The sequence below is a fragment of the Hymenobacter sp. genome, assembly GCF_036388155.1.
In the GTDB taxonomy this organism is placed as follows: Bacteria; Bacteroidota; Bacteroidia; order Cytophagales; family Hymenobacteraceae; genus Hymenobacter.
The window spans coordinates 21,584-43,688 of sequence record NZ_DASVSI010000123.1; the positions used below are offsets into that span (position 1 = coordinate 21,584).

The window sequence follows — 22,105 nt, forward strand, 5'->3', positions numbered from 1 at the left end:
GGCGCATAAGCCGATTTGGGCCGTACTTTCAGGGCATGTTTGCGTTGGATAAAAGAAAGTGGGTTTGCCCGAAGCTGCTTGTGCTGGGCGCTGCCGCCGTTGCGCTAGCGGCCGCCGGCTGCCAGGTGAGGGCCGATGAGTCCTCCAACAGCATCCCCACCATTTCGCCGGTCACGCCTTCGCGCGGCGTCGCTTCCGATTCCGTGGCTGCTGCCTTGCCCGATTCATTGGCCCTGACGCCGGTGCTGGCTTTAGCCGACGTGCCCGATACCCTGCGCCAAGCCATTCGGCGGCTGCATGTGTCCCTGGGGCCCGCTGCGACTGCGCTGCGGCCCGAAGTGCTGGAACAAGCCTGCGTGGGCTACCTCACGCTGCACCCCACGGGCCGCATTGAGCGGGCTGGCCTGCTGGCCGTGGCCGACATGGACCTGCCCAACACCACCGAGCGCCTGTGGGTGCTCGACCTGCGCACCGCCCGCGTGCTGCACCGCAGCCTGGTGGCCCACGGCGAAGGCTCGGGCAAGCTGCGGGCCACGCGGTTTTCCAACTTGGAAAAATCGGCTTGCACCTCGCTGGGCTTCTACCGCACGGCCGGCACTTACGACGGCATTCACGGCTATTCGCGGCGCATCGAGGGCCTCGACAAAGGGCAGAACACCAATGCCTTCGACCGCTACGTAGTGCTGCACGCCGCCGACTACGCCAGCCCTGCGTACATCCGGCAGCACGGGCGGTTGGGCTACAGCCGCGGCTGCCCCGCGCTGCCGCCGGAGCAGTACAAAGCCATCATTGCGAGTGTTCGGGTGGGCAGCATGCTGCTCATCAGCGGGCCTGGCTTGGCGTCGCGCTGGCTCGATGGGCCGGCCGCCGGCCGCCGGTTTTTGAAGCACGGCTGGGAGTAGGGGAGGCCATTTTCGGAATCATTTTGCCGTTGGAAGGGTTTATATTTCAGCCCCTGAGGTTTACATTCACGTATAAGGTCTTGAGCCAGTTGCCTTTTCACCCGGCACTTGGTTTTCACAGCCTGTAGCTAATCCTTAGAAATCATGCACCAGACCAGCATCGTTCAGCGGAAAAGAAAGGCCTTACGCCGCCAGCGCATTGCGCGGCGGGTGTTGCCTTTTCTGGCGTCGTTGTTTTTGGCCACGCCCTTGGCCGGCCCCGTGACGAAGTCGATGGCGGGCGGCGCCGGCAACGAAGTGCGCATGCCCCAAGTGGATTTCTCGCCCCAGGCCCGGTTCGACCAGCAGCTGCGTTCTACCTACGCCGCCCTGGGCGCCGAACAGGAAGGCCTGCGCTACGAGACGTTCGCGAAAGCCATGACTGGCTATCTCAACCTGCGTCAGGCCGGCAAGCTGGCCGACGACAAGCAGCTGCTCACGGTGGTGGACTTTGACCTGCCCAGCACCGAAAAGCGCCTGTGGGTGCTCGACTTGGCCAAGAAGGACATCCTATACCATACCCTGGTGGCCCACGGCCACAACTCCGGTGAGAACGAAGCCACCAACTTCTCCAACACCGACCAGAGCAACATGAGCAGCCTCGGCTTCTACGCCACGGGCAGCGAGTATCAGGGCAAACACGGCCGCTCGCTCAAGCTGCAGGGCCTCGACGAAGGCTTCAATACCAACGCCGAGTCGCGCTCCGTGGTGATGCACGGCGCCGACTACGTCAGCGAAGACTTCATCAAGCAGAACGGCCGCCTGGGCCGCAGCCTCGGCTGCCCCGCGCTGCCCATGGACCTGAAAGATGAAATTATTGGGACGGTGAACGGCGGCACTTGTTTGTTCATCAACAAGTCCAGTGCAGAGTATTCGTCGCCGTATTTGAATCAGGACACGGCCATTGCGGCCTGGGCACCGGCCTTGGCTGAGCAGGTTTCGTAATTAAGCAAGCTTCCGTTATTAGTCTCGCGGCGCTTCAGCAGGTTGATTCCTGGGGAGCGCCGCGAGCTTTTTTATGGCCTTCGGGAGCTAAGCGCCTGCTTTGATGCAAAGGGTACGTATGATGCTTGGTTTCTCTATATTCCAGCGTTGAAACGTCTTTCCATCCTGCTCTTCTTGTATGGCCCTTTCTACACAGTGTATCGTCCGGTGGCTCAGGGTGGCGCTGGCCTTTTTGAGTTTTTCGGCGGCATCTGGCCAAAGCTTGTCGACGCCGCCGAAGCGGGAGCTGCGTGCGGCGTGGGTGGCCCACGTCTTCAACCTGGACTGGCCCAGCAACCGCACCCGCACGCCGGCCCAGCAGCGCCAGGAATTCGTTAGCATTCTGGACCGGCACCGCCAAAACGGCCTCAACGCCGTGGTTGTCCAGATTCGGGCCGCCGCTGATGCCTTGTATCCCAGCACGCTGGAGCCCTGGAGCGAGTGGCTGACCGGCACCCAAGGCTTGGCCCCCAACCCGCCCTACGACCCGCTGGCTTTTATGGTGCGCGAGACCCACCGCCGCGAAATGGAGTTTCACGCCTGGCTGAACCCCTACCGCGCCCTTACCAGTCCCACGGCCAGCGTGGCCCCCAGCCACGTCACCGTGCAGCACCCCAACTGGGTGGTGCCTTATGGCAACCTGCGCGTGCTCGACCCCGGCCTGCCCGCCGTGCGCCAGTACCTGGTGGGCGTGGTGATGGACGTGGTGCGGCGTTACGACGTGGACGCCATTCATTTCGACGACTACTTTTACCCGGCCCCGCAAACCGGCCTCACCTTCAACGACGCCGCTTCCTTTGCCGCCGACCCGCGCGGCTTCACGGTGCTGGCCAACTGGCGGCGCAACAACGTGGACCTGTTCGTGAAGCTGGTGTCCGACAGCATCCGGGCGGCCAAGCCGTGGGTGAAGTTCGGCATTTCGCCGCCCGGCGTGTGGCGCAACGGCACCAGCGTGGGCGGCACCGCCACCACGGCCTTCCAGAGCTACACCGACATTTTTGCGGATTCCCGGAAGTGGCTGCGCCGCGGTTGGGTTGATTACCTCGCCCCGCAGGTGTATTTCGCCATCGGCCAGACGGCCGCTAACTACTCTCTCATCGTGCCCTGGTGGAGCCAGCAGGTAAACCCCGACACCGTGCGCCACGTGTACGTGGGCCAGGGGCCGTACCGGGTCAGCGCCACGGCCACGGAGCCGGGCTTCCGCCTGCCCACCCAACTGCCGAGCCAAATACGCCTGCTGCGCCAGCAACCCAACGTGCAGGGCAGCATCTTCTACAGCACCACCTCGCTGCTGGCCAACCCGTTGGGTTTGGTGGATTCCCTGCGCACCAACTTTTACCGCTTCCCGGCCCTGGTGCCCACCATGCCTTGGAAAGACGCCATGCCGCCGCTGGCCCCGCGCCAGCTCAGCCAGGCCAACGACGTCGGCTTGGCCGAAAGCCGCTTGAGCTGGCAGGCGCCGCTGCCCGCGGCCGACGGCGAAACGGCGCGCTGGTACGCCGTGTACCGCTTCCCGGGCCGCAGCACGCCCGTCACTCCCGCCGATTTAGCCAATCCGGCCAATCTGCTGGGCATCACCGATACCACCGCCTACCGCATTGCCGGCCCGCCCGACCCCGCCCGCTGCGTTTACGCCGTAACGGCCCTTGACCGGCTGCACAACGAAAGTGCCCCCGCCAACGTGGCCACGCTGCTGAGCGCGGCGAAGGGGGCCGTTGCGCAGGCCTTCTTTGAACCCGCTGCGCCCAACCCCTTCACGACGGAAACCCGCCTGACTTTCGTCCTGCCCGCGCCCGGCCCGGCCACGGTGCGCGTGGTCGACTTGGCCGGCCGGGAAGTAGCCGTGCTGGCGTCGGGCGTTCGGCCGGCTGGTCGCCACGAGGTGACGTTGCGCGCCGGCGCCTGGCCCGCTGGGCTCTACGTAGTGGTACTGCAAACCGCCAGCGGCGTAGCCCGGCAGAAGGTGCTGCTGCTACGCTAGGACTTAAGCCTCTGAAGGACCTACAGCTTTACCCCAAACTTAGCCCCCACGCCTTCCAGGTCCTTTACCACTGCATCCAGCAATGGAATGCCATCCAGCAGCCGGTGGGAAGCCATTTCCCGCTCCGGGTCGCCGGGGATGAGGACTTGTTTGCCTTCTACGGCCTGCGCGTTGCGGAAAGTCGAAATCCAGTTGTCCATGTGCGCTTTGAACTCCTCGGCCGGCCGAAACGCGTCCACGCGCATGGCGCCGAAGAAGTGGCCCAGGCCCTGGCCCACGGGGTTGGTCGAGGGCTGCAGGAACGCCACGAAGGGTGGCACCCACGGCCCATAGTTCGCACCGGAAAGCACGGCCGAGAAAATATCAACAATGCTGCCCAGGGCGTAGCCTTTGTGTGAGCCCGTGGCGCCGCCTAGGGGCAGCAGTGCGCCGCCGTTCTTCACGGCGTTGGCGTCGGTGCTGGGCTGCCCGTCGGCGGTCTGGGCCCAGCCTTCGGGGAGGGGCAGGTTTTTGCGTTGGGCGATTTCGAGCTTGCCGTTGGCCGCGGTGGTCGTGGCCATGTCGGCCACAAAGTCGGGCTGCTCGCCGGCGGGCACCGCCACGGCGATGGGGTTGGTGCCCAGCAGGCGGTCGAGCGAGTAGGTAGGGGCGACGAGGGGCGAGGCATTGGTCATGGCCACGCCAATCATGTCGTGGGCCAGGGCCAGCATGGCGTGGTAGCCGGCAATGCCGAAGTGGTTGGAGTTCTTCACCGAAACCCAACCGGTGCCCACTTGCTGGGCTTTCTCGATGGCCACGCGCATGGCTATGGGGCCCACCACCAGGCCCAGGCCGCCGTCGCCGTCCACCACGGCGGTGCTGGGCGTTTCGTAGGTCACGCCCACCCGCGGGCTGGCGTTGATGCGGCCCGCTTCCCAGAGGCGCACGTAGCCCACCAAGCGGGCCACGCCGTGGGAGTCGATGCCGCGCAAATCCGCCGAAAGCAGCGTTTCAGTCGCTAGAGTTGCATCGGCTTCGGGGCAGCCAATGGACAGGAAAACACTTTCGGTGAACTTGAAGAGCTGAGAATAGGGGAAGGTCATGGCTGGGGAAGGCAATTGGCCGATGAGGCCAGAAAGTCCAAACTTACGGCCGGCGGCAAAACCTCGCCTTCGGCCCTACCGGGTACGACCCCGGTTCGCTTGATGCGCGAAGCCCGCGGAGAGGGGAGCCACGATGGCGCGGCCGTAGCGCGGACTTTTAGTCCGCGCGTGAACTGTGTAGAGGGGAGCCACTCGCGGACTAAAAGTCCGCGCTACAACTCGTCCGGCTTCCCTCTCCGCGGGAGAGGGGGCGGGGGTGAGGTTACTACTGTTGCTGCTGTTGCTGGGCCCAGGTGATGTATTTGCGGTAGGAGTTGACGGGCACCACGGGTTCTGTGGTTTCGCGCACGTAGATGGGGGCTTCGGTGGCGGGGTCGCGTTGCAGGGGTTTGCCGTTCTCGATGTGCACCGACACGGTGAGCGTGTGCGCGCCGGTGCCCTTGTACGTGCCCTTGATGGGGGTGCAGTCCGAGAAGTGCCGGCCAATGGCCATGCGCACGTGGCCGTCGTTCACAATGCAGTTGTTGGTGGGGTCGAGGCCCAGCCAGCCGTAGAAAGGAATGTAGGCTTCGACCCAGGCGTGGGTGGCCCCGGCCCCGCGCACGCCTTCTTCCTTGGGGCACACGTAGCCGCTCACGTAGCGGGCCGGAATGCCCACCAAGCGCAGCATGAAGAGCAGCAGATGGGCAAAGTCCTGGCACACGCCGGCTTTTAGGCGCCATATTTCTTCGGTGGGCGTTTCCACGCTGGTCACGCCTTGCTCGTAGGCCAGGTTGGCATTCACGTATTCGGAGAGCACCAGGGCGTTTTTCAGCGGCTTTTCGTTGCCACTGATAATGCCTTGCAGCGCGGTCCGGATTTCCTCGTGCAGCGGCGAGGTGTGCGGGTCCAGAAAGTCCATGAAGGCGCCGTCGCGGCTGAGGCTGGCCAGTTGCTGCCATTGTTGCTCGGCCGTTTCCTCGTCCATCGGAAATTGAATGGGGGTCGTCACCACTTCCACGTTCGACTCGATGAGCAGCTCGGTGTGGGGCTTGATGACCGTGAACACGCCCACCTGATTGCCGAAATAATCGGTGAAAAAGGCTATTTCGGGGTTCAGAGAAACAGTCACGACCTGGCTCTTCACTTCCAGCCGCTCGTCCTCCAGCGGATAAATCATCAGCTGATTGGCGCAGTCAATCACCGGGGCGGCGTAGGCGTAGCGCGTAAGGTGCTTGATTTTATAGGAAGGCATGTCGGGAAGAGTGAGTGTAATCAGGCCGTCATGCTGAGCGTAGCCGAAGCATCTCTACCGCACAAGTAAATTATTTACCGCTACGGGAGAGATGCTTCGGCTACGCTCAGCATGACGTTCAAGCAGCATGACGATTAATCTTAGCTATTGCCAAAATAGTGGGTGTTGAGGGCGGTGGCTACGTCAATCAGTTCTGACCGCGTCTGGCGCAGAAACTGGGTGAGGGCGGGGGCGTTGTTGGCCGGCAGGCTGCAGTAGGCCACGGTGTTCCGGGCTTTGCCGATGAGGAAGTGTAGGTGGTCGTAGCTCTCGGGCAGGCTGTTGTCGCGCAGGCGCTCGCAGTAGCGCTGCAACTGGGCCAGGCTGTAAGCCAGCGAGTGCGGAAAATCCTCGTCGTACACCAGCATTTCCAGCACGTTTTCGGGCGCTATCACGCCCTTGTAGGTCTTGGTGTACTGCTCGAACCCAAACAGTGAGTAAAGCAGGTAGCGCAAGCTGGAGGTGGCCTGATGGGGCTCGGTTTCGGCCGAAAAAGCGTCCTGCTTCAGGCGCATGATGTCGGCCGTTTGCAGGGCCCGCTCCAGGAATTTGCCCAGGCTCAGGAACACGTAGCCCTCGTCGCGCGGCATGGTGTGCTGCACCGTACCGGCAAATAGCAGACCCTGTTTCAGCAGGAAATCGATGCCCGAAACGGGGTCTTCGTGCTGCACCTGGCGGGCCACTTCGTCCTGCCGAATGGCGTGGTAGTAGTCGTTCAGGGTCAGCCAGACTTCTTTGGTGATGTGGTCTTGCACGGCGCGGGCGTTTTCGCGGCCCTGCATGATGTTGTTGTAGGCCGAAACGCCATTCTCCTTGTCAAAAATCAAATGGCCCAGCACCCGCGACGTGTCGTGGGCCACGGCGTCGACTTCTTCCTCGCTCAGGTCGCCGTAGGTGTAGAGCAAGGGTTTCCAGCCGCCAAACGGCTGCTCGTCCTGCGAGGCGATGTAGTTGATGCGCAGCACTTGCAGCATCGACTGGGTGCGTTCGAGGTAGCGGGCCAGCCAATAAATAGTATCTGCGACGCGGCTCAACATAGGGTGTGAGGGTAGGAGGGTATGGGGGTAGGAGGATAGTGGGGTGGGAGGATAGGGAGGGAGGAGGGGGGGGGAATTTTCGGTGCATTTGCTGAGGGATGGGCGAGCAGAACAAAATTTTACCTCACACCCTCACACCCTCTTACCCGCCAAACTCCGGCCCCAGCACCCAAGTGTCTTTGCTGCCGCCGCCTTGCGAGGAATTGACCACCAGCGAGCCCTCGCGCAGCGCCACCCGCGTGAGGCCGCCGGGCACAATGTCGATGCCCGAGGGACCATACAGCGCGAAGGGCCGCAGGTCGACGCGACGCGGCTGCAGGACGCCGTCGATGTAGCAGGGCGTGGATGAAAGGTTGATGATGGGCTGCGCAATGAAGCTGCGCGGGTCCTGCGTAATGGCAGCTCGAAATTCGGCCATTTGCTCGTCGGTGGCGCAGTTGCCAATGAGCATGCCGTAGCCGCCCGACTCATTGGTGCGCTTGATGACCATGCGGGCCATGTTGTCGAACACGTGCTGGCGCTGGTCGGGGTCGTCGAGGCGTAGAGTAGGCACGTTTTTCAGGATGGGTTCTTCGTTGAGGTAGTAGCGAATCATGTCGGGCACGTAGCAGTACACGGCTTTGTCATCGGCCACGCCATTGCCCATGGCATTCACAATGGCCACGTTGCCCTTGCGGTAGGCCCAGTACAGGCCCGAAACGCCCAGCGCGCTGTCGGGCCGGAACACCAGCGGGTCGATGTATTCGTCGTCCACGCGCCGGTAAATCACGTCCACGCGGCTCAGGCCCTTGGTGGTTTTCATGTACACAAAGTGGTTGTGCACAATGAGGTCGCGGCTTTCCACCAGCCGAATGCCCATGAGGCGGGCCAGGGCGCTGTGCTCAAAGTAGGCCGAGTTGTAGATGCCCGGCGAAAGCAGCACCACGGTGGCCTCGCTGGCCTGGCGGCTGCCCAGCGCCAGCAGGTTGCGGAACAGCAGGTCGGGATAGTCCTTCACCGGGCGCACGTGGCTTTTGGGCAGCACGTCGGGGAAAATGCGGTAGGTGATGCTCCGATTTTCCAGCATGTACGACACCCCAGACGGCGTGCGCAGGTTGTCTTCGAGCACGTACAACTCGCCGTCGTGGTCCCGAATGAGGTCGACGCCCGCAATGTGCGTGTAGATGTCGTGCGGCACGTCCACGTTCACCATTTCGCGCAAAAACTGCGGGCAGGAGTAAATCAGCGTGGCCGGAATAATGCCGTCCTTGATGATGAACTGCTGGTGGTAAATGTCCTTCAGGAAGATGTTGAGCGCCTTGAGCCGCTGCTTGATGCCGGCCTCGATGCGCAGCCATTCCTGGTGGTTGATGATGCGCGGAATGATGTCGAACGGGAAAATCTTCTCGATGCCCTCGCCGCTGTTGTACACCGTAAACGTCACGCCCTGGCTCAGAAACAGCTTCTTGGCCAACTCTGCCTTGCGGGTCATCTCCTCGCCCGGCAGCGTTTGAATGGCCGCCACAAAGTGGCGGTATTCGGGCCGGATGCCCTCGGCCCGGAACATTTCGTCCCACACGTTGGCCTGCTCTTGATAAGAGTGGAGGAGCGGATTTGCCGACATGCCTTTAAAAAAACAGGGTGATAGCAGGAATTGCGATGTAATAAACTACAGGGCCCTTAAAAAAACAGCGTAGTGTTGCGGATAAATAGTTGATTCAAGAGCTAAGGGTGTTAAATACATTAGGTAGGTTAAGTTTTACACCGCGTCCGCTGTGGGAAAAACTCTTGCCGTATCAAACAATACCTCCGTAACCCCAAGCATCTCTGCCTTCCCCGTTCTTTGAAGCTTTGCACTTGCACGCACTGCGGTCAGATTCTATATTTCGAAAACAACGGCTGCGAGAAGTGCGAACCCGCTCGGCTTCGAGACCACGCGGCTGGAACTGCTGCCGCTGGTAGCTGGCCACGAAGGCGCTTTACGACGCCCCGGTAGAGGCTGCGAGCAGCTACCGCCGCTGCCAGAACCACGCCGCGATGCCTGCTGCAACTGGCTGGTGCCCGCCACTGGCCCCACGCCGTTCTGCACCGCGTGTGCCCTCAATCGCACCATTCCCGACCTGAGCAACCCCGCCCACCGGCAGCAGTGGCAGCGCCTGGAAGTGGCCAAGCACCGGCTGGTGTACACGCTGCTGTGCCTGGGCCTGCCGTGCTCAGCAAAACCCCAGGACCCGGAAAAAGGCCTGGCCTTCGGCTTTAAAGCCGATACCGGCCCGGAGGGAAGCGACAACGTGCTTACCGGCCACGACAACGGCCTCATCACCATCGCCGAAGCCGACGACATCGAGCGCGAAATGGGCCGAAACCAGGGCCCACTACCTGCACATTCTCGACACGCTCCAAACGGCCCACGCCTTCGACCTGCACGTGAACCCCAGCGGCGTCGGCGCCCAGCAAAACTTGCTCGACGCCATCACCGAAGAGCCCTACTCCGTCGCGGATTTCAGCCGCCTCATGGACCAGTGGCTGCCCCTCACGTTCGCCATGAACAGCCTGAACCGCAGCATGGGCCAGCCCGACTCGTACCCCTTCATCATCCGGCCCGAGGTGGTGAGCAAGCTGGCTTTCATCCACCGGGTGTGCCGGGGCGCGGCCTCGCTACTGCGCTAGCATCTCTGCCAGTAGCCCCTCCTTTAAAGCATAGGCCGAAGTACGAATGCGCTTGATTTCGGTGATGCCGAGCACATAATCAATCAGCACGGCGGCTACCACCAGCATGTCGGCTCGCATGGGCAAAATGCCGGGCAGGGCCACCCGCTGCTCGTGGTTGCTGCTGAGCAAGCGCCGGTAGCTGTCCTGGAAACTGGCCAATTGCAACTCAGTGAAAGGCGGCAGCTGCGCTTCGGTGCGCAGCTCGCCGAGCTGCATGTCGGCCAGGCTGTCGAAGCTGCCGGAGGCGCCCACCAAGCCCACGGGTTGGTAGCGGTGCACGGCCTCGATGAGGGGCGTCAGCACCGAGGCCAAGTACTCCTGCTCGGCCACCACGGCGGCGGCAGGGAATATGCCGCTGGGGTCCGGGAAAAACTTGTCGAGCAGGCGCTGGGCCCCGATTTCGAAGCTCTGCTTCCAGAAAATGGTGGCTTGGTTGGCGATGATGAACTCCACCGAGCCGCCGCCGATGTCCGTAATCAGCTGCGGCTCGGTGCCCAAATCCACGGCTTGGCGCACGCCTTCGCAGATGAGCTCGGCCTCCCGGTCGCCGGGAATGACGTTGACCTGGATGCCGGTTTGCTCGAAGATGTCGCGCACCAGGTCGGGGCCGTTTGTAGTCACGCGCATGGCACTGGTAGCCGTGGCGCGCACCTCTTCCACTTCGTGCAGTTCCATTTCTTCCTTGAAGCCCGCCAGCGTGTGCAGAGCGCGCGCATACGGCTCGGGCGCGATGACGCCCCGGCTGATGCCGCCCTCGCCCAGGCGCACGCCGGCTTTGGTGCGCAGCAGCACCAGCGGCTTGTCGCCGGGCGTGGTAGGCATTTCCACAATGAGCAAATGGAAGGTGTTGGTACCCATGTCGATAAGGGCGACGCGGCGGCGGTGGCTAGTGGTTTGGTGCATTGGGGAGGTGGCGTGGCGGAGGCAGCGAAGCGCAAGGTAGGGCGTGCCGAAGGACCTCGAACACCGGCCGCATCCTACGTAACTTTCTGCGTAAACTAAGAGCGATGGCTGATAAAAATTTGATTTCCACCAAGAAGTGTCCTGCTTGCCAGCAGTGGTCGCGCTGGCAGCAGCAAGCCGCCGACCGTTGCGAGCACTGCGGGGAGCTGCTGGACCCGCGCGCTCATGGGGAAGCCCAGCAGCAGGCGGCAACCGAGCACTTGCGTGGGGGTATTCAACTGGTGGAAATCAACCCCGAAGATGGCGCCGTAACACGTTTTTTCAAGACCCTTGTGCGGGGCGGGCAACTGGTGTTCATCGCCATTCTGGGGTTCATCGTTTGGCTGGTTACCGTTGTTGCCGGCTGATATGCGGGCCCTCTCCGTGCTTCGCCACCCGTTGTTCCTGGGCAGCGCGCTGCTTTACGGCAGCTACCAGTTGAACAAGCGCTGGCTGCATTGGCCCTTGCCGCCCTGGCTCACCTCTTACCTGAGCGACGTGCTGTTCCTGCCCCTGGCGCTGAGCTTCGCCCTGGCCGTGCACCAAGTACTGTACGGCCGGCACGCCACGCTGCCCGGCACCTGGGTGCTGGCGGCCTGGGCCGGCGTGGCGCTGTGGTTCGAAGCCCTGCTGCCCCGCTGGTCTGCCACCGCCAGCGCCGACCCAGCGGATGTGCTGGCCTACGCGGCGGGGGCGCTCATTTTCCAGCGGTGGCTAAACAAGCCGGGCTGATGCTCGAGTTGGGCGCTAGGTAGCAAACCGGCAGAACGTGCCCAGCGGAAGCTTGCGCTGGCCGGCGTCGTGCAGGTAAATTTCGCCTAGCTCGCGCACGGCCTTCGGGCCGGGGAAAATGGCCGTCGTCAGGTTGTCCAGAATCAGGGCCGAGAAGCCGAGCGAATACAGGTTCACCACGAAGAAATGGTCCTCGGGGTCGAGCAGCTGCTGGCTGAGCTTGAGCATCTCGTTGAGCTCGTCTTCCAGCTGCCATTTCTCCCCGTTGGGGCCACGGCCGTAGGCGGGCGGGTCGAGGATGAGGCCCTGGTACTTGCTGCCGCGCTTCACTTCGCGCCGCACGTACTTCATGGCGTCTTCCACCAGCCAGCGCACGCCGTCGAGCTGGCTGGCGTCCATGTTGTCGCGGGCCCAGAAGTTGACCTGTTTCACCGAGTCGAGGTGCGTGACGTCGGCCCCGGCGGCGCGGGCGGCCAGCGTGGCGGCGCCGGTGTAGGCAAACAGGTTGAGCACCCGCGGCAGCTTGACGCGGCGCTGGCGCGTCTGGTTGTAGATGAACTGCCAGTTGGGGTCCTGCTCCGGAAAGAGCCCCACGTGCTTGAACGACGACAAACCGAGCCGAAATTTTAGCTTCAGGCCATCGGGCCGCTCGTAGGCAATAATCCACTGCTCGGGCATGGCGGGCTTGAGGCGCCACTGGCCTTTTTCGGTGCTGCCAGCGGCGCGGGCAAAAGCCGCGTCGGCCTTTTCCCATTCCTTCAGGGGCAGGTGCGGGTCCCAGATGGCCTGCGGCTCGGGGCGGGCCAGCACGTACTTGCCGAAACGCTCCAGCTTCTGAAAATTGCCGGAATCAATCAGCTCGTAATCGGGCCAGGGGCTGGTGGTGAGGAAATCATACATAGGAGCCGCAAAGGTAGGGGCCGTGTCTGGCCGGGCGAGCGGTGTTATAGCGCTTCAGCTACTATTTGCTGCACCGCGGCGGCCACCCCCCGCAACGGCAGCTTCTCCTGTTCCAAGCGGGCATTGGTTTCTAGCAGCCTTTGGTATAGGTGTTGTTCGGCGGTGGTCAGGTTGGTTAGGATTTGGTAAGTGAAATTGCCGCCGATTGTGCCGCCGTGATACTGCCTGAATGTGGCTTCGTCCATTAGCAGCGACTGAGCGGCAGGGTAATGCGACCGTAGCTGCGCCAGAATCTGGAAGCCGTGTACGTCGATGTCGCCCCAATAAAAAAGCTGCTTGTCACTGAGCCAGTCGGCGCCCGCCAGCAAATTCACGGCAAAGCCGCCACCCCAAATGGCCAGCGCGTCCGGGGCCGCCGGAAAGGCCAGGAAAGACGTCAGGTTTTCAATGATAAACACCCGGCGCACGGACAAGTCAAGCTGCCGAAATTCGCTGGCCCACAAGCTGCATTGCGACACGGCCGGATGCAGCCGCTGCCCCACGTCCAGAAAGCGGAGCTTGATGCCGGGCTCCTCCAACAGCAAGTGAAAGCGGCGGAAGAAGTCGGCTTCCTCCGCCCGTACAGCGTCCGGCAATAGCCAGTTCAGCAGCGGACGCAAGGCGGTTTGGTGTTGCTCTACGAACTTGGTGGGCAGCGCCAGCGGGAGGCTGCGCACATACTCGTTGGGCTGCGGGTTGGCTTGAAAATAAGCGCAAACCGTGAGCAAGCCGGGCCAGTCGGCGCCATTGTCCAGCAGCAGGCGCGGCGACTGTTGCAGCAGCGGCAGCAGCGCAGGCACCAAGTCCGCCGTAAGTTGGGCATTGGCCTCAAACAGTTCAAAATCTGCCTGCTTATCGATAAAGCCCAGAAAATCAGCCAACGTCTCAAACGCAATGTGGCTGACTTCGCTCTGCCCAGTCTTGCGGTTGGGCTTAGTGCTGAGTGTATAGCCGTGACCTGTGCGATTTTTAGAATGCGCCAGCAGCTCGGCTTGCTGCTCGTAAATGTGGGCCGCGCCCAGCGTGCGGTCCAGCGCCTTACTGGCCCGGATGGGCAATGGGAACGGGTTTTCGCCCGTTAGATGCGCCTGTAGCACAGCTGCGAACTGCCGCAGAGCTTTAGCACGGAGCTCGGACAAGCTAATCATGACGGATTTCGGCGGCGAGTAGGGCTTCTTTTTCGGCCTGGTACACCCGAATGGGGATGTCGCGCACCACCGAGCGGCGCTTGTCCTGTTTGGCTTTGGTCACCCAATGAATCACGTGCACGTCTTTTTCTAGCAGGTGCAGTGAGGTCAGGGGCGTCACCACCATCAGCTGCAAGCCCAGGCTGGCGCAGAGCTTGAGCAGGTAGGCCGATTTGTCCTCGTCGAGCTTGCTGAACGCCTCGTCAATCACAATGAACCGGAACGAGCGGTGCCCGCCCGATTCGCGGTTGATGCCAAACTGGTAGGCAATGGCCGCACCCAGCACCGTGTAGGCCAGCTGCGCGCCTTCGCCGCCCGAGAGGCTGCCGGAGCTTTCGTACACCTGCTTCGAAGTGTCGTCGGCCCGGTACTTTTCGCGGGCCTTGAAGCGCGACCAGTTGCGCACGTCGGTGACGTGCAGCCGCCATTTTTCCTGGTCGCGCAACTCCAGAATAAATGGCTGAATGACGTCGGCAAAGTGCGCCAGCTCTATTTCGCGCTGGTTGCCGGCCAGGCCGTGCACGGTATAGTCCGGCAGCCAGTTGCGGAGCTGCTCGAAGCGGAACTTGTGAATCAGCGGCTCGGTCGAATCGGTATGCTCCAGTTGAATGTAGGTGTCGGGATTTAGGTTGAACGGAATGCCGCGCAACGACTCGTTTATCTGCGCAATGGTGTCGCAAATCAGGTCGTGTTGCTCCTCCAGGGACGTCACGAAGTCGCTGAGGGCCTTGGTCACGCCGCGCTTGAACTCGTCGTGGAAGCGGGTTTCCAGCTCGGCCAGGTTGTCGTTTTTGATGTGCTGGTAGCGGTCCACGTATTCCGGCAGCCGCTCGATGTCGGGGCGCAACTCGCGGGTGTCGCTTTCCCAATCGGTAAACTTGGCGGTGACTGCCGCGCCGGGATGCAGGAAGCGGTACATCGCCTCGCTAATCTGTCTGACCAGGGCCTGCACCTGCTCGTGCTGCTTGCTTATCCGGGTACGCAATACTTGGTCAAAGGCTTCTTTCTGCGCCGCAAACTGCGCGTAGCTGAGCCGGCCGCGCAGTTCCTGCGTCAGCTCATCCAAGCTGGTAAGGTCCGCCGTCGGATTGACTTCGTCAAAGCCATCCAACTGCCGTTGCGCCGCCTGCCGCTCCTCGCGAAGCTTTTTCAATAAATCTTCCGTGCGCGTGATGCGCTGGGTGGTGGCTTTTATTTCCTCGGCCTGCTTTTGGAGCTTCGCTTTCAGCGCCCGCAGTTGCTCCTGCATAGTTTTCAGGGCGGTGCTGTCATTTTCCAGCGCATCGCGGCGGGTAGTAAGCTCCTGAAGCTGAAAAGCATCGGTCTGCCAGTCGATATTGGAAAAATGCCCGGCCAGTAAGAAATTGGCGCACAGTTTTTCGCGTTCTTCTGTCTGCTCAATTTGCTTGTTCAGGCGGCGCAGGGCGGCTTGGGCTTTTGCAATGGACTCGTTTAGCGCGCGGGCCTGGCGGGTGCGTTCGCGCAGCAGCTCGTGGTTGTCCCAGCCCAGGATGTGGTCGTGGCGCCGGCTGTCGTCGCGCTCGTGGCGGTTTTTGTTGCGCATTAGGCCCGAGGGCAGCAGGGCCTTATCGGCCCGCTCAAAGGTGGCCGCGTCTTCGGTGCACAGGTGGTCGAAGCGACTGGCCACGTGGTGCTCGGCCCAGGCGGCGTACTCGCTTTTGTCCTGGAAATCGAGTTTGCCCCACACCGTGCGCTCGTCCCGGAAAATGGCGGGCGGCACTTTGCGCTCCACCCGGTGAAACACGACTTTGCCGCGCAGGTCGCGCTGCTCGTGCACGTAGGCCCGCACCGCCGAGTACAGCCGCTCGGGCACCAGCAGGCTCAGGCCGATGCTGTGCAGCAGCTTTTCGAGGGCCTCGTTCCATACGGCGCGCTCGCCGGGCTTCACCTGCATCACCTCGGCCAGAAAAGGTATTTCGGCCTCTGTCGCGCCCACGGCCGCCAGAATCTCCTGCCGTATTTCGGCCGGCCGGCGGGTGATTTTGCTCTTGCTGCTTTCCAACTGGTCCACCTCGGCCTGCACTTCGGCGTGCTGCTTTTCCTGCTCCTTTAGCTTGAGGTAGTCGTCGAGTTTTTGCTGGTCCAGCGTCTGTTTGGTCTGGCGCAGTTCCCGCTGCACGTGCAACGCCTGCTCAATATTGGCGGCGAAAACGCTGGCGTCGGGATTTTCTACTAGTCCCAGGCTGCGGGCCAACGTATTGTAGCCGCGTAGGCTTTTTTCCTTCTCGGTTTTGGTTCCGGTTAAATGCTTAATGTCATTCGTCAGCTTCGTAATAATCTGTAGTGTTTCGTCATTCTTACAAGCCGCATACAATTCATTATAGCGTTCTTGTTCAGCTTCAAGGTGTCTTTCCTGCTGGCCCAACTGGTCGATGAGCTGGTTCAGCTCCCGGTGCTGGCGATGGGTTTCTTCGTCCCACAGCGCCACCTGCTGCCCGGCAAACCACGGCTCCAGCAGCCGCTGCTGCGCCCGCAGCTGGTGCAGGCCCTGCCGAAGCTGCTCGTACTCGGCGCTCATCTCATGCACGGGTTGCAGCAGTTGTAGCTGGGCGCGGGCTTTTTCGAGGGCGCGGTGGGCCGTAAGCAGGGTTTGGTAGTTGCCGAGCAGCTTGTCAAACTCAATCTGGGCGGTGCTTTCTTCCAGCATGTTGGTGCGGATGAACTCGTCGAGTTCGCCCAGCACCAACATGCCCACGGTTTGGTTGAACAAGGTCTGGGCCTTGTCGCTCCGCATTCCAAACAGGGTGCGGAACCGGTCGGCGTACCGCGGAAAGCTGTCGAAATCCTCCACCACGCGGTCAGGGAATTTCTTCTTCAGCTGGCTCACCCACTGCCCGCCCGAGCCAAACTGGATGTGCTCGGCAATGTTCAGCTCGGCTTTGGCCACCAGGTAGCGACGTTGCAAGCCCCCGCCGTTGAACCAGCGCACCTGCACCAGCGTCACGGGCAGGCTGTTGGCATTCACAAACACGCCTAGGATGATGGAATACGGGTTTTCGCTACGCTTGCGGAACTGTTCCACCCGCGACTTTTGCTGCTCCTCGCCCTGCGTGCGGCCGTAGTGCCCCTCCACGTATGATTCTTCGCTGCGGTCCGTCCGCTTCTGGGCGCCCGACGACTGGTTGAAAAACCGCTTCGTGGGGGGCACCAGCAGGGCCAGCAGGCCGTCCACGAGAGTGGTTTTGCCCGAGCCGTTGGCACCCGTCAGCAGCGTGTTTTGCCCGTTGGGCTTCAGCTCCCAAATGTCGTTTTGGGTGCTGCCTTCGTGAAACGTGCCCCAGTTGAACACCTGCAGGCGCTGAAGCCGGTAGCCCGCCGGCCCGCTCACTTCATCAAACAGATTCAGCATGGCGTTGCAGCTTTTCTTTAAACTCTTCGAGTTTTTCGAGCGATACTTTGGCTTTGAGCAAGGCCTTCACCTCGTATTTCGTCTGGTCGGGCTGGGCCTCGTCGCGGTGGTGCGTTTTCAGCAGGCCGTGGGCTTCCAGCTTTTCCACCACGGTATCCAACTTGCTGAGCCAGGCCTTGCGGTTGGTGGGCTGCTCAAAAAACAGCTCCACCCGCTCGCGAATTTCGGCGCGGGTGGCAAACAGCCGGCGGGTAGTGGTTTGGGCGCTGGCTTCGTGCTCTTCCAGCCACTCGCGCAGCACCACGCACAGCAGGCTTTGCTCGTAGCTGAGGCCCACTTTACGCAGCAGGCGCCGGGGCGGCGTGGGGTCGTCTTCGGCCGGGTCGGGCTGCGTGAGGCGGGCATAGCCATCGGCGCGGTTCAGGTCCAGGCTCACGCCAATTTGCTCGAAATAAGCGCGCACGGGTACTTCATGTTCTTGCAGCTGCTGCCAGTATTGTAGGTCGTCTTCGAAGTAGAGCGCGTGCGTTTGCAGCAGCTTGATAATGAGAGAGGCGTAGGGTGCGGGCATGGTAACGGGGAAGGAAATGGGGGTAATAAATCAGTGCGTAATAAAATCAGGACGTCATGCTGAGCACAGCCGAAGCATCTCTCCCGCTTCGTCACAGGCGATTGAATTACTACTGCGGTAGAGATGCTTCGACTACGCTCAGCATGACCGTTCTTTTAAGTACACAGGATACAATTTTAGCCACGCTAGCGGCAGAAAATAACCTCGGGGAACTCGCACGCCCGCCCCGGCCCGAGCACGAAAACGTCGGTGCGCTGGTCGTTGAGCAAGTGCTTGTCGGAAGTCGCCGCGATGCTGCCGTAGGTCATTAGCTCGGCTAGGCCGTGTTGCAGGGCATAGGCGTCCACCACCTGGCGCAGGCTCACTTGCGGCCGGGCCCGTAGTAGCTGGTCGATGTTGGCTAGCAGCACCGTTCTGTCCACCATGCGCGGCCCCGTCAGTGGCACGAAATCAGCCTCCTCCTGCTGCGCCACGGCCAACTGCCGAGGTGCAATGCTGCTTGCGCGCTCATCCAACTCCACAACTTCTGTGAGCTCATTGCTCTGGTACTCCGCCCGGCCGTCGATTTCCAGAAAGAGTGCCTCTTCGGGCGGCGCCTCCATCACCTCGAAGGCAAGGCGGCGAATGTCCTGAATGAGGGCCAGGGAGCGGCGGCGCTCACGCAGGTTTTTCTCCGAAACGATTTTCTCCAGCTTGCGGGCCAGGGCATGAAACGACTCGTTCACTTTCTGGCCCTCGCCGTGCAGGTAAAACCGGATTTTGCGCAGAAAGCCGTCGCCATTGGCCAGCCCGCGCGCGCGCAGCAGCTCAAACACCTGCTTCACCAATTGGTCCAGCTCGGCCTTCTGGCGCGGGTCGGTCAGGTGCTGATAGAAGGCCTCGAAGCTGCGGCCCTGCGGGGTGTCGCGCAGGGCGTCGAGCGCATCGAGGGCCAGGCCCAACAGGCTGCCCTTGGTGTGCCCGGCGGCCGATTGTTGCTGGTAAATCTGCTGGGTAATCGTCCGAAAATTACCCTCCACCTCCCGAAAGTCGCGCAATAGCCCCCGCGCCAGTCCGCTCACGTTCTGGTAACGCTCCGTGATTTGCACGTCGTCGTAGGTCACCACGGTTTTGCTCAGCTTCAGCTCACGAATTTGCTTTTCGAGGTCGCTCTTCTGTTTTTCCAGCTCCGCTACTTTGGCCCGCCAGTCGTCGTCGGAGTTCTGCACCAGCTCGCGCAGCTTGTGCATGATGTCCAGAAACCGGGACTCGGTGCCCACGTGGGCCGGCTTGTCGAGCAGCGAATGCACCCAGTCGAGCACACTTTCCAGCTCAGGTGTAAGGGTGTGCTGGTCGGTGCCGTGCTCGTCAGTATAGAGGGTGAGGTAACCGGCGCGCACCCATTTTTTCAGCAGCAGCGCAGCCTGCTCCTCGCAGGACAAGCCTAGCGTGCTTAGGTCGCCTTCCGCATCGGCTACCTGCTCATCTTCCAGAAATAAGGCTAAGTTTCCCGCCAGCTTCTCGGTCGACAGCACTGGCGAGTAGTCGCCCGTTTTGAAACTTTGCTGTAAAAAGCAAAGCACTAGCGGCGCGTTCTGGCTACGCAGCAGCCGTATTGGTACACGTGGTCGGTCAGGGTTGAATAAGGCGCGGTAGCGTTGATAAAGCTTGAATAGATGAAGATAGGAGTAAATGTAAAGGCTGACTTTGTAAAATTTATTGATTTTTATTTTGCTAAATATTCTAAAGTAGTAAGACTTTTTCATCAACCATTTGCGCCACCTTCCATGCCGGAAACCACCCGCCTTCTCGACCAAATCCGTCGCGCTTTTGACGGCGAGTCCTGGCCGGGCCCGTCGCTGCTGGCTACCCTCGACGGCCTGACTGCTGCGCAAGCTGCTCAGCACCCCATCCCAACGGCGCACAGCATTTGGGAAATTACACGGCACGCTGGCGTGTGGGCCGATGTGGTGACTCGCCGCATCAAGCTGGACACCCAGCTCCAAATCAGCCACGCCGAAGACTGGCCGCCCCAACCCCAAAACCCCACCGAAGCCGACTGGCAGGCCGTGCTGCGCGACCTGCGCACCGCCCACGAACGCCTCTTGCAAACGGCTGCCGAGTTGCCGGATGCCGACTTGGACCGCCCCATCGGAGTTCCGGCCAACCGGTCGCAAAGCCTGGGCTCCTCGGCTTATGTCATGCTGCACGGCGTGGCCCAGCATTACCTCTACCACGCCGGGCAAATAGCCCTGCTGCGCAAAGCCGCAGCGTAAGGTTTGCAGCAGCCAAGCTTGAGGGAGGCCATTAGCTTTTTCCAGCTCATTTCTGCTCTTCGCGTGGCAACGGCCCCGGTTCATCGAAGAGTGTCGGTCAACCTCGTCGCTGGCTCCTAGCTTTACCTTATGCCCACGGCCCTCTTTCCCTGGAGAACCTGTCTCCTGGTGTTGCTTCTGTTGCTGAACGCCTGCTCATCACCCGGGCAGGAGGTGGGGATGCCGGCCGTGCAGGACTCCACCGTTGGGCCGCTCACTCCGCGTCGCGACGTATCGGAGGCACCCCAGCGAGGCCGTGTGCTCGACCGCAACGACTCGGTACTGGTGGCCACTCGGCCGGTTTACCTGCTCACGCTGCCAGTTCGCCCACCGCTCGATTCGTTCAAACTCAGCCGCGTGCTGGGTTGGCGCGACAGTACGCTGTGGCGCCGCATCGAGGGGGCCTTGCCCTACGAAGGTGCCCGTCCCAAAGGCGGGGTGAAGCTCCTGCTCACCAACGCCGAAGCCGAGAAAATCCTGGCCCGTAAAAAGGACTGGCCCATGCTGACCCTGGAGCAGCGCACCATGCGCACCTACACCACCAGCACGGGGGCAACGGTGCTGGGCTACGCCGCCGACCAAGCCCAGCCGTTCCTGCGGCTGGCCCAGCGCTACCGCCGCGGCCGCTTCTACCGGCTGCGCAACGGCGGCGTCGAAACGTATTACAACGGCTTGCTCAACGGCCGTCGGGGCGTTCAGCACCCCTGGCTCGACACCCTGGGCCAGCAGCACGGCACCTGGGCCGCCGACACGGCTTTTCAGCAGGGCCAGGACCTGCACCTGAGCATCGACGCTAAACTGCAGGCCTACGCCGAAAGCCTGCTGGCGGGCCGCAAGGGCTACCTCGTGGCCCTCAACCCGCGCACCGGCGAGGTGCTGTGCGCGGTGTCGGCGCCCACGTTCGCGCCTAGCACCCTCACGGCGCCCGACCGGGCCGGCACGCGCCGCAAGCTGATGGAGAACGAGGACATGCCCCTGCTCAACCGCCCCGCCACGCTGGCCAACCCGCCCGGCTCGGTGTTCAAGCTGGTGAATGCGGCCGTGGCCTTGCAGCTGGGCGCCATCCGGCCCAGTACCGGCTTTCGCTGCGACCAGTCGCTTATCAACTGCGTGCACCGCCACCCGGTGCCCCGCAACCTCACCGTGGCGCTGCAGTACAGCTGCAACCCCTACTTCTACCAGGTGATGCGCAACCTCATCGAGCGCGTGCCCGACAGTTTGGTGGCCGACACCACGGCCGCCCGCCACGCCAACCTGGCGGCTTGGCAGCGCTACGCCAAGTCGTTCGGGCTCGACACGCTGCTCGGCGTAGATTTGCCCCGCGAGCAGGCTGGGTTTCTGCCCACGCCGGCTTATTACGACCGCGCCCGCCGCACCCGCTACTGGAAATACCGCTCCATCTACTCCCTAAGCGTAGGGCAGGGCGAAATCAACCTGACCGGCCTGCAAATGGCCAACATGATGGCCATCATCGCCAACCGGGGCTGGTACTACACGCCGCATTTTGTGCGCAGCGTGGGCAACGGCGGGCCGCTGCCGCGCTTCCTCGAAAAGCACCACACCCTCATCGACAGCGCCAACCTGGAGGCCCTGGTGCCCGGCATGGTTGCCGTGATGCAGCGCGGTGGTACGGCTGCCACCTCCAGCCTGGCCGATGTGGGCATCACGGTGGCGGGCAAAACGGGCACCGTGCAGAACGACGAGGGCGACGACCACGCCACCTTCGTCGGATTCGCTCCCGCCGACGACCCCAAAATTGCCGTGGCCGTCTACCTCGAAAACGCCGGTTTTGGCGCCACGGCGGCGGCTCCCTGCGCCGCCCTGGTCATCGAGAAATACCTGCGCGGCAGCATTGCCCCGAAGCGCAAACGCTCGGAACTGCGCATGAAGTACCGCGGGTACCGCTACGAGCGGGAGCACCGCTAGCGGCACCTTGCATGAGAAGCTGGTTGTGTCAGCTAAAAAGTCTGTTAGTGCTGTTTTGCCGTCAGTGTACCGGGCGGGCAGTAGCGCGAACTCTGTAGTTCGCGTCCCCGGCGGACACCCGAACGACTTTAACAGCGCGGAGACGTTTAAGGCGC

Annotated in this window: 18 protein-coding genes and 1 pseudogene; 9 read left to right on the plus strand and 10 right to left on the minus strand. The window is 62.1% G+C overall.

The genetic code is table 11. The annotated features are described in order from the left end of the window. Positions 1–35: 35 nt before the first annotated feature. The 3 genes from VF629_RS16890 to VF629_RS16900 all read left to right on the plus strand — a co-directional run bounded on the left by VF629_RS16890 (position 36) and on the right by VF629_RS16900 (position 3,906). Positions 36–902, plus strand: coding sequence for a murein L,D-transpeptidase catalytic domain family protein (locus tag VF629_RS16890; protein WP_331059665.1), 867 nt, complete (start codon positions 36–38; stop codon positions 900–902). Positions 903–1,046: 144 nt separating this feature from the next. Beyond that, a complete protein-coding gene (locus VF629_RS16895) occupies positions 1,047–1,886 on the plus strand; it encodes a murein L,D-transpeptidase catalytic domain family protein (protein WP_331059666.1) in 840 nt (279 codons plus the stop codon). 178 nt (positions 1,887–2,064) lie between these two features. Continuing rightward, entirely contained in the window at positions 2,065–3,906 is a 1,842-nt protein-coding gene (locus VF629_RS16900; RefSeq protein WP_331059667.1) for a family 10 glycosylhydrolase, read from the plus strand. Positions 3,907–3,926: 20 nt separating this feature from the next. On the opposite strand, the gene VF629_RS16905 is transcribed toward VF629_RS16900, so the two are convergent. The 4 genes from VF629_RS16905 to VF629_RS16920 all read right to left on the minus strand — a co-directional run bounded on the left by VF629_RS16905 (position 3,927) and on the right by VF629_RS16920 (position 8,901). Beyond that, on the minus strand, positions 3,927–4,988 hold the full coding sequence (locus VF629_RS16905; RefSeq protein WP_331059668.1) for an Ldh family oxidoreductase: 1,062 nt from the start codon (positions 4,986–4,988) through the stop codon (positions 3,927–3,929). A gap of 265 nt (positions 4,989–5,253) precedes the next feature. Continuing rightward, the gene (locus tag VF629_RS16910; protein WP_331059669.1) at positions 5,254–6,222 is read right to left on the minus strand and encodes a transglutaminase family protein; all 969 of its coding nucleotides are present in this window, start codon (positions 6,220–6,222) and stop codon (positions 5,254–5,256) included. A gap of 140 nt (positions 6,223–6,362) precedes the next feature. Beyond that, on the minus strand, positions 6,363–7,298 hold the full coding sequence (locus VF629_RS16915) for an alpha-E domain-containing protein (RefSeq protein ID WP_331059670.1): 936 nt from the start codon (positions 7,296–7,298) through the stop codon (positions 6,363–6,365). Between the two features lie 142 nt (positions 7,299–7,440). Then, a complete protein-coding gene (locus tag VF629_RS16920; RefSeq protein ID WP_331059671.1) occupies positions 7,441–8,901 on the minus strand; it encodes a circularly permuted type 2 ATP-grasp protein in 1,461 nt (486 codons plus the stop codon). A 259-nt stretch (positions 8,902–9,160) separates the two neighbouring features. Here VF629_RS16920 and VF629_RS25815 point away from each other — a divergent pair. Both VF629_RS25815 and VF629_RS16925 read left to right on the plus strand, forming a co-directional pair. Next, positions 9,161–9,569, plus strand: a pseudogene (locus VF629_RS25815) (putative zinc-binding metallopeptidase); the annotation flags it as partial. A gap of 93 nt (positions 9,570–9,662) precedes the next feature. Continuing rightward, complete coding sequence (locus tag VF629_RS16925) at positions 9,663–9,947, plus strand: putative zinc-binding metallopeptidase (protein WP_331059707.1); 285 nt, start codon at positions 9,663–9,665, stop codon at positions 9,945–9,947. On the opposite strand, the gene VF629_RS16930 is transcribed toward VF629_RS16925, so the two are convergent. Continuing rightward, the gene (locus tag VF629_RS16930; protein WP_331059672.1) at positions 9,936–10,892 is read right to left on the minus strand and encodes a phosphatase; all 957 of its coding nucleotides are present in this window, start codon (positions 10,890–10,892) and stop codon (positions 9,936–9,938) included. The genes VF629_RS16925 and VF629_RS16930 overlap by 12 nt on opposite strands. A gap of 104 nt (positions 10,893–10,996) precedes the next feature. Here VF629_RS16930 and VF629_RS16935 point away from each other — a divergent pair, with 104 nt between their 5' ends. Further along, positions 10,997–11,299: a hypothetical protein gene (locus VF629_RS16935; RefSeq protein ID WP_331059673.1), complete on the plus strand. Its 303-nt coding sequence runs from the start codon at positions 10,997–10,999 to the stop codon at positions 11,297–11,299. Between the two features lies 1 nt (position 11,300). Next, positions 11,301–11,663 (plus strand): magnesium citrate secondary transporter, encoded by a 363-nt coding sequence (locus tag VF629_RS16940; RefSeq protein WP_331059674.1) that lies wholly within the window; start codon positions 11,301–11,303, stop codon positions 11,661–11,663. Between the two features lie 15 nt (positions 11,664–11,678). Here VF629_RS16940 and VF629_RS16945 read toward each other — a convergent pair whose 3' ends face one another. The 5 genes from VF629_RS16945 to VF629_RS16965 form a co-directional block, all read right to left on the minus strand. After that, a complete protein-coding gene (locus VF629_RS16945; protein WP_331059675.1) occupies positions 11,679–12,563 on the minus strand; it encodes a class I SAM-dependent methyltransferase in 885 nt (294 codons plus the stop codon). 44 nt (positions 12,564–12,607) lie between these two features. Further along, positions 12,608–13,750 (minus strand): Wadjet anti-phage system protein JetD domain-containing protein, encoded by a 1,143-nt coding sequence (locus VF629_RS16950; protein ID WP_331059676.1) that lies wholly within the window; start codon positions 13,748–13,750, stop codon positions 12,608–12,610. Next, the gene (locus tag VF629_RS16955) at positions 13,743–17,159 is read right to left on the minus strand and encodes an ATP-binding protein (protein WP_331059677.1); all 3,417 of its coding nucleotides are present in this window, start codon (positions 17,157–17,159) and stop codon (positions 13,743–13,745) included. The genes VF629_RS16950 and VF629_RS16955 overlap by 8 nt, the downstream gene beginning before the upstream one ends. Beyond that, positions 17,143–17,730 (minus strand): DUF4194 domain-containing protein, encoded by a 588-nt coding sequence (locus VF629_RS16960; protein ID WP_331059678.1) that lies wholly within the window; start codon positions 17,728–17,730, stop codon positions 17,143–17,145. Before VF629_RS16960 ends, VF629_RS16955 begins: the two co-directional genes overlap by 17 nt. Before the next feature lie 185 nt (positions 17,731–17,915). Beyond that, positions 17,916–19,475: a DUF3375 family protein gene (locus tag VF629_RS16965; protein ID WP_331059679.1), complete on the minus strand. Its 1,560-nt coding sequence runs from the start codon at positions 19,473–19,475 to the stop codon at positions 17,916–17,918. 21 nt (positions 19,476–19,496) lie between these two features. Between VF629_RS16965 and VF629_RS16970 the strand changes: the two genes are divergently transcribed. Continuing rightward, positions 19,497–19,985, plus strand: coding sequence for a DinB family protein (locus tag VF629_RS16970; RefSeq protein WP_331059680.1), 489 nt, complete (start codon positions 19,497–19,499; stop codon positions 19,983–19,985). Between the two features lie 168 nt (positions 19,986–20,153). Continuing rightward, on the plus strand, positions 20,154–21,950 hold the full coding sequence (locus VF629_RS16975) for a peptidoglycan D,D-transpeptidase FtsI family protein (RefSeq protein ID WP_331059681.1): 1,797 nt from the start codon (positions 20,154–20,156) through the stop codon (positions 21,948–21,950). Positions 21,951–22,105 lie beyond the last annotated feature (155 nt).